This window comes from uncultured Lutibacter sp. (assembly GCF_937891065.1).
GTDB lineage: Bacteria > Bacteroidota > Bacteroidia > Flavobacteriales > Flavobacteriaceae > Lutibacter.
The window spans coordinates 1-5,877 of the sequence record NZ_CALAEQ010000169.1 but is presented as its reverse complement, the minus strand read 5'-3'; the positions used below and the strand labels follow the sequence as shown (position 1 = coordinate 5,877).

Sequence of the window (5,877 nt, the reverse complement as noted above, 5' to 3'; positions counted from 1 at the left end):
CCTTCATTACCAAGTTCTACATCTGGATATGCTTCTGAAGCTAATTGAACTAATTTATAATTCTTATTGATGTGTATTGCAGCTGTGTACGATTTCTTTTGATCATTTTTCAGCTGTAATTCTTGTACTGTATATAATCTTGGTTCGTTATAAGTCCAAACTTCTACATTTACAATCTCCTCATCTAATAATGTTGTGTCTTGTACAATTGGTGGTTTTGCAAGTCCAAAATACATTTTAGTTTCATCTTTTGAAAAATTGATATTTCCATCAGAAGAAACTCTGAAACCTTTTGGTGCTGAACTGGCATCCATTAATTTTTCAGCCTTCACTTTACCTTCTCTCCATATATAAAGTTCATTTGGTCTTACTTGTACTTTCGTAGTATCCGCATCTACTACAAACCCTAAATTCTTTCCAGATTCACTAAAGTTTAACTCATAGTATTTTGCCTTTTCGGCTTCAAATACATGAATTAATTTATTATTTTCAAGATTTAGTACATAAACACCTGCTTCACTAATAGAATCTTCTCCCGTAGCTGTAAATGCTAACATTTTTGCGTTTTTAGCAAATGTATAATTGGTCACATATTTAAACGTGTCCTGTTTTTTAGAAACTAAATCTCTAACAACTAAATGATACCCATTATCCTTCCCTACTTTTTTCTTAGCTTTCTTTTTATCTTTTTTCTTAGATTCAGCTTTAACTGTATCCTTTTCTTTCTTAGCAGCAACAATATCTTCTAATAAATATGCAAGAGATCCAGACCATTTTTCTGGAGTTTTATAGGATTCTATATTCCCTATTTTATCAAGAGATTTAGTTGAAAAATTGTAAATTCCAATAGAATCTTTTGGGAGTTTTTCTTTTTTAACCTTTTTACGCTTCAATTCTTTAATACTATCTCTCCAAGGTTTTATGGTAAACAATGCAAATTTAGAATTAAATGTAAACTGCCCTTTTTCTGATCTTTCATGCTCAAAAACTAAGGATGATTTTGCATCTTTAATTTTAAGGTGGCTATCTTTTTCACCTTTTTCAAGTGAATACATTACAAAATTTCCATCATTAGAAATTGATTGATTTTTAATAGTTTGCCATATTTCAAAATCTTTATGATCCAATACTTTTTTTTGAGCAAAAAGCGTAAAAGAAATTAAAATTAAAAGTGAAGTGAAAATTGATTTCATATAATTGGTTTTGATTTGTTGATTTTCTAATTCAGTTACAATTTTTTAATTAGACGTGTAAAAATATAAAAAATAATATCATTTATCAGCTATTTCAAATAGGTTAATAATTTGAAAAAATCAGGAAACACAAACTATTAAGGCTAACACTGAATGGCGTTTATAACGAAAAAACTGTTAACATTCTTAAATTAAGCATGTTAACAGTTTTATTTTGTATTGAACATTAAATAAATTTAGATATGAACTTCCATAAATTTAATATTTAAATCTTTCTGAATTTCATGTATTCTTTGAAGCTCTCCTGGAATAACTAAAGCAATAGAAAATCCTCTTTTACCTGCTCTGGCCGTTCTTCCACTTCTATGTGTATAATATTCTAACTGCTCAGGAAGCTGATGATGAATGATAAATGCTAAATTATCTACATCAATTCCACGAGCAGAAACATCGGTAGATATTAGTATTTGCAGACTTCCATTTTTAAACGCACGCATTACTTTATCGCGGTCTTTTTGTTGCATATCGCCTTCTAATGCTTCTACTGAAAAGCCTTCCTCTTTTAATATAGTTGTTAAATTTTGAGTACCTAATTTCGTTCTACAAAAAATAATACCTCTTTCATTACCTCTTTTTTCTAACAGTTTAGTTATTAGTTCTGGCTTCTCTTTTATGGTAGTTTTTATATATTGATGTGTGATATTAACATTCACTAAATCACTTTTATTTACTTGTACTTTTGGCGCATCAGATTGAATATACGTTTTAACAATACGCTTAATTTCTTCGGGCATAGTTGCAGAGAATAACCAAGTATTTCTTGAGCCTGTTGTGAATTTTAAAATTCTATTTAAATCTTGTTTAAAACCCATATTCAACATTTCGTCAGCTTCATCTAAAACCAATGTCGAAATTTTCTTAATATCAATTTCCCCTTTTTCAATTAAATCAATTAATCTTCCAGGAGTAGCAACTACTATATGAGTGGTTCTTTTTAATGCTTTAATTTGTTTGTCAATTTTTTCACCTCCATAAACTCCTTCCACAAATATTTTTTCATCACTATATTTTGTGAATTTAAAAAGTTGTTTTTTTATTTGTTGCACTAATTCTCTTGTAGGAGCCAAAATTAAAGCTTGAATTGTCGGTGATTTTGAATTAATATTATGTAAAATTGGGAGTCCAAATGCTGCCGTTTTACCAGTTCCTGTTTGTGCTAAACCAACAAAATCGGTCTTTGAGTTTAATAAAACAGCAATGGTTTTTTCTTGAATTTCTGTTGGTGTTTTAATCCCAAGATCTTTTAATGCTTCTATATATTCTTTACGAATTCCTAATTCTAAAAATGTTGACATATTTTGTATTTATAAAAGTGCAAATATACTCTTATTTGTATGGTTCAAGAATATATTATTTAAATAGCTTAGAATTCAGTAATTGAACGATACAAATCAATTTTTGAGATTTATTTTTTGAGATGCTGAATCAACTTCAGCAATACGAAATTATGTATTTAATTATTTACTAATCTATTGTAGAAACGCCGTTTAAATCGGTAGTGAGTATTTCACTCATATAATCAAAATAAGGTCGCATTGCCTTAAAAGATACTCCTATTTCTTCTATAAAATTAGGATTTAACACTTCTTCATCGGTAAATTCACGAGTTACAATAAATTGCTTCATCCTAATTAAATCCATATCAGGATGCTCTTTATCAAAACCTCTTGGAGCCGTTTTTAAAGCATCACCCTTTAATTTTCCAAAATGCTTCACAAAATTTTTGTCGTTTAATATTTCTCTAATTTCAGAAGTATCCATTTCAAATTCTTTACGAATGCGTAACAAATCATCCTTATTTGGTTCCCAAAAACCACCAGCCAAAAAGCTTTCTCCTGGTCTAATTCTTAAATAATAGCCACCTCGTAAACGTTTTGTGCCTCTCACAAAATTTCCTGCAAAATGTGGTTTATAAGGTGTTTTATCCTTAGAAAATCGAACATCACGATAAATACGAAATATCTTTACACTTTCAATTTCATCATGTGTTTTTAAACGCTCCATTAAAGCATTGTAAAATTCTTTTGCCTTTGTTTGTTCTACTTGAAAAGCTGGTTTATGCTCATTGAACCACTCGCGAGTATTGTTTTCTTTTAGTTCTTTTAAAAAGTCTAACGTAGTTTTTGAAATAGATTTCATTTTGATTTTTTTAGAATGATAAAAATATGAAAAAATGTATGAATAAATAAAGCCCATCTCTCAATAGGCTTTATTTAACATATAAATGTAATCATAAACAAATCAAAAGTCTTCGACAATTTCTTACTTAGGTAGTAAGTCGCAAAAATGAAACCCAGCAGGTTTTTCATCTATTGTTGATAAAAAGCAGTTATCTTCTTTATTCTTTGGAGCTTCATATTCTTTAAATATTTTTTCTCCTAAAGTGTATGTTATTGGTGTTTTAAAAATAGGCCCATCAAAAACAAAGGTGTGAAATTCACCATTTTCACCACAAGGATCTACATTTTTTGGCAAGTCCTTTAAAAAATCTCTGTCAATTATTCTTCCTGTAAACTCTTTACCCAACAATTCAGACTTCACACATACAACAACCGTTTTAAATCCTAAATCTATAAATTCATGGATTATTTCTGTTGTATTTCTTTTCCATAGTGGAAAATGAGCTGTCAGCCCTACTTCTTTTAATTTGTTTTCACGATACGCTCGTAAATCTTCTAAAAACAGATCTCCAAAAATACTATGAGTGATTTCTTTCTTTTTCAATTCCAACAATACAGTTTTCATTGTTTCATTATATTCTAACATTGAAGGTGTTTCTGGCAAACGAATTTCTTTGATTGGAATTCCAATTGATTCTCCTTGGGCATACAACAATTCATTTCGTACACCGTGCATTGAAATTCTATTGTATTTAGAATTTACGGTAGTCATTAATGCATCAATATCAAATTTTCCTTCTTTCAAAACATGATATAAAGCTAAAGCGCTGTCTTTGCCTCCACTCCAATTAAAAATTGCTTTTATTTTATTCATTTTAATTTTATAAATATTAAGTTCTATAATTAAAAATTGCTTTTCAAAGTTTTCTGAATATACATTTATTTATACGTTGAGAACTTACTAATTCAGCAAATGTAATTCTTAAAAACAAAAAGAGGCACTCAATTTGAGCACCTCATTCTTAAAATTATACTATATACTAATTAAAATATATTTTTGAAGCAGCAATCGGTGCTTTTGAAGTATTCGTTTTTGCTTTTGAAGCTAAATTATATTCATTTAATGTACTTTCACCTAAAAAATTTGCATCTATAGCATATAAATTGTTATTATTAAAGGCCATTCCGTATAAATTACCTTCAGTATCAATAAACTCATTTGTAGGTAAATTAGTCGATGTTTGTGACATTTTATAAACTTTACTACCTACAGTGTAATATAAATCACTCCCATAACTTTCCAATAAGGTTGGATGAACACCATCAGCAAAAACAATTTCTGAAATTACTGTATTTGTTGCAGGGTTAATTTTTGAAATAGCACCTTTAGTTTCTCCTATTTGAACCCAAGAGGCATCATAAATAACTCCTCCTTCACATAAAACCACTAAATTTCCAGCAGTATCAAAAAATAATTCATCAGGTTTATCACTTACAGTAATTTCAATTACAGCTTCAGTTGCAATATCAATTACAGATATCAAATTATTAACACCAAATCCACCTTTATGAGACACATATAATCTTCCGTTTTTTTCAATAATACGCTCAGGACCATAAGCAATAGAAATTTTATTTGTAACTGTAAAGCTATTCACATCAATTACTGCAACATAAGCACCAGAAGTACCCCAATTTGTAGCATATCCAATTCCGTCAGCAACCGTCATATATCTTGGTGCTTCTAAATCTGTAGTTATTGCTCCTTTCTTTAAAAAAGTATATCTATCAACAACGGTTATTGTGTTTTGGTTATCAACACAGATATATGCATTTTGATTATCAAAAGCCATGGATTGTAAATAAACATTTAGTTCACTGTTATTTACCTTTTTATAAATTTGACTCTCAGTTGTACTAAAATCGTCAGACACATAATAAACAGAACCCGATGGTCCTCCCTCACCTGATATAAGTACACCATTCTCATAATCTCCTTTAGGTTCTTGTATATCATCATCATTATTACATGAGACAAATAAGGCGCTTAGTATAAAAGCACTAAGCAAAAATTTACTGATTTTCATAATTTTAAAATTTATAATTTATATTAAAGTTTATATTTCTATTTGGCATGGGTCTGCTTGGTAAAACCTGATACTGCTTATTAAATATGTTGTTAATTTTAATACCTACATCTAATTGCGTAACATTGGTTTTTATTAAATTATAGTTAATTCCAATATTCCCAACATTAAAATATGGAACATTATAATCATCAATATTGTCCGTTGTAGTATATATCTCACCATTGAACAAATGCTGATAAAATGCGCTTATCTTTTTATAAGAATACCCGAAAGTTCCGTTTAATAAGTGCTTAGGAATATATGGTAATAGTTGCTTTGTATTTTTATCTTTTGAAATGGTATAGCTATAATTTGCATTCAAATTGAACGAATGCTTATTTATATTTTTTATATAATTTATGACAAGTTCTATTC

At 28.9% G+C, this 5,877-nt stretch carries 4 protein-coding genes and 2 pseudogenes; all 6 read right to left on the bottom strand.

From position 1 onward, the window contains the following. Nucleotides 1–1,193 (bottom strand): annotated as a pseudogene (locus Q0352_RS09395) (hypothetical protein); the annotation flags it as partial. Nucleotides 1,194–1,429: 236 nt separating this feature from the next. Next, a complete protein-coding gene (locus Q0352_RS09390; protein ID WP_299526999.1) occupies nt 1,430–2,548 on the bottom strand; it encodes a DEAD/DEAH box helicase in 1,119 nt (372 codons plus the stop codon). 169 nt (nt 2,549–2,717) lie between these two features. Further along, nucleotides 2,718–3,392, bottom strand: coding sequence for a DUF2461 domain-containing protein (locus tag Q0352_RS09385; protein ID WP_299526997.1), 675 nt, complete (start codon nt 3,390–3,392; stop codon nt 2,718–2,720). A 123-nt stretch (nt 3,393–3,515) separates the two neighbouring features. Then, entirely contained in the window at nt 3,516–4,247 is a 732-nt protein-coding gene (locus Q0352_RS09380) for a diphthine--ammonia ligase (protein WP_299526996.1), read from the bottom strand. Nucleotides 4,248–4,413: 166 nt separating this feature from the next. Continuing rightward, the gene (locus tag Q0352_RS09375; RefSeq protein ID WP_299526994.1) at nt 4,414–5,460 is read right to left on the bottom strand and encodes a YncE family protein; all 1,047 of its coding nucleotides are present in this window, start codon (nt 5,458–5,460) and stop codon (nt 4,414–4,416) included. A gap of 4 nt (nt 5,461–5,464) precedes the next feature. After that, nucleotides 5,465–5,877 (bottom strand): annotated as a pseudogene (locus Q0352_RS09370) (TonB-dependent receptor); the annotation flags it as partial.

What these genes read in the sequence shown, in the direction of transcription:
- Q0352_RS09390 (WP_299526999.1), bottom strand. Translation starts at nt 2,548, where the DNA reads ATGTCAACATTTTTAGAATTAGGAATTCGTAAAGAATATATAGAAGCA.
- Q0352_RS09385 (WP_299526997.1), bottom strand. Translation starts at nt 3,392, where the DNA reads ATGAAATCTATTTCAAAAACTACGTTAGACTTTTTAAAAGAACTAAAA.
- Q0352_RS09380 (WP_299526996.1), bottom strand. Translation starts at nt 4,247, where the DNA reads ATGAATAAAATAAAAGCAATTTTTAATTGGAGTGGAGGCAAAGACAGC.
- Q0352_RS09375 (WP_299526994.1), bottom strand. Translation starts at nt 5,460, where the DNA reads ATGAAAATCAGTAAATTTTTGCTTAGTGCTTTTATACTAAGCGCCTTA.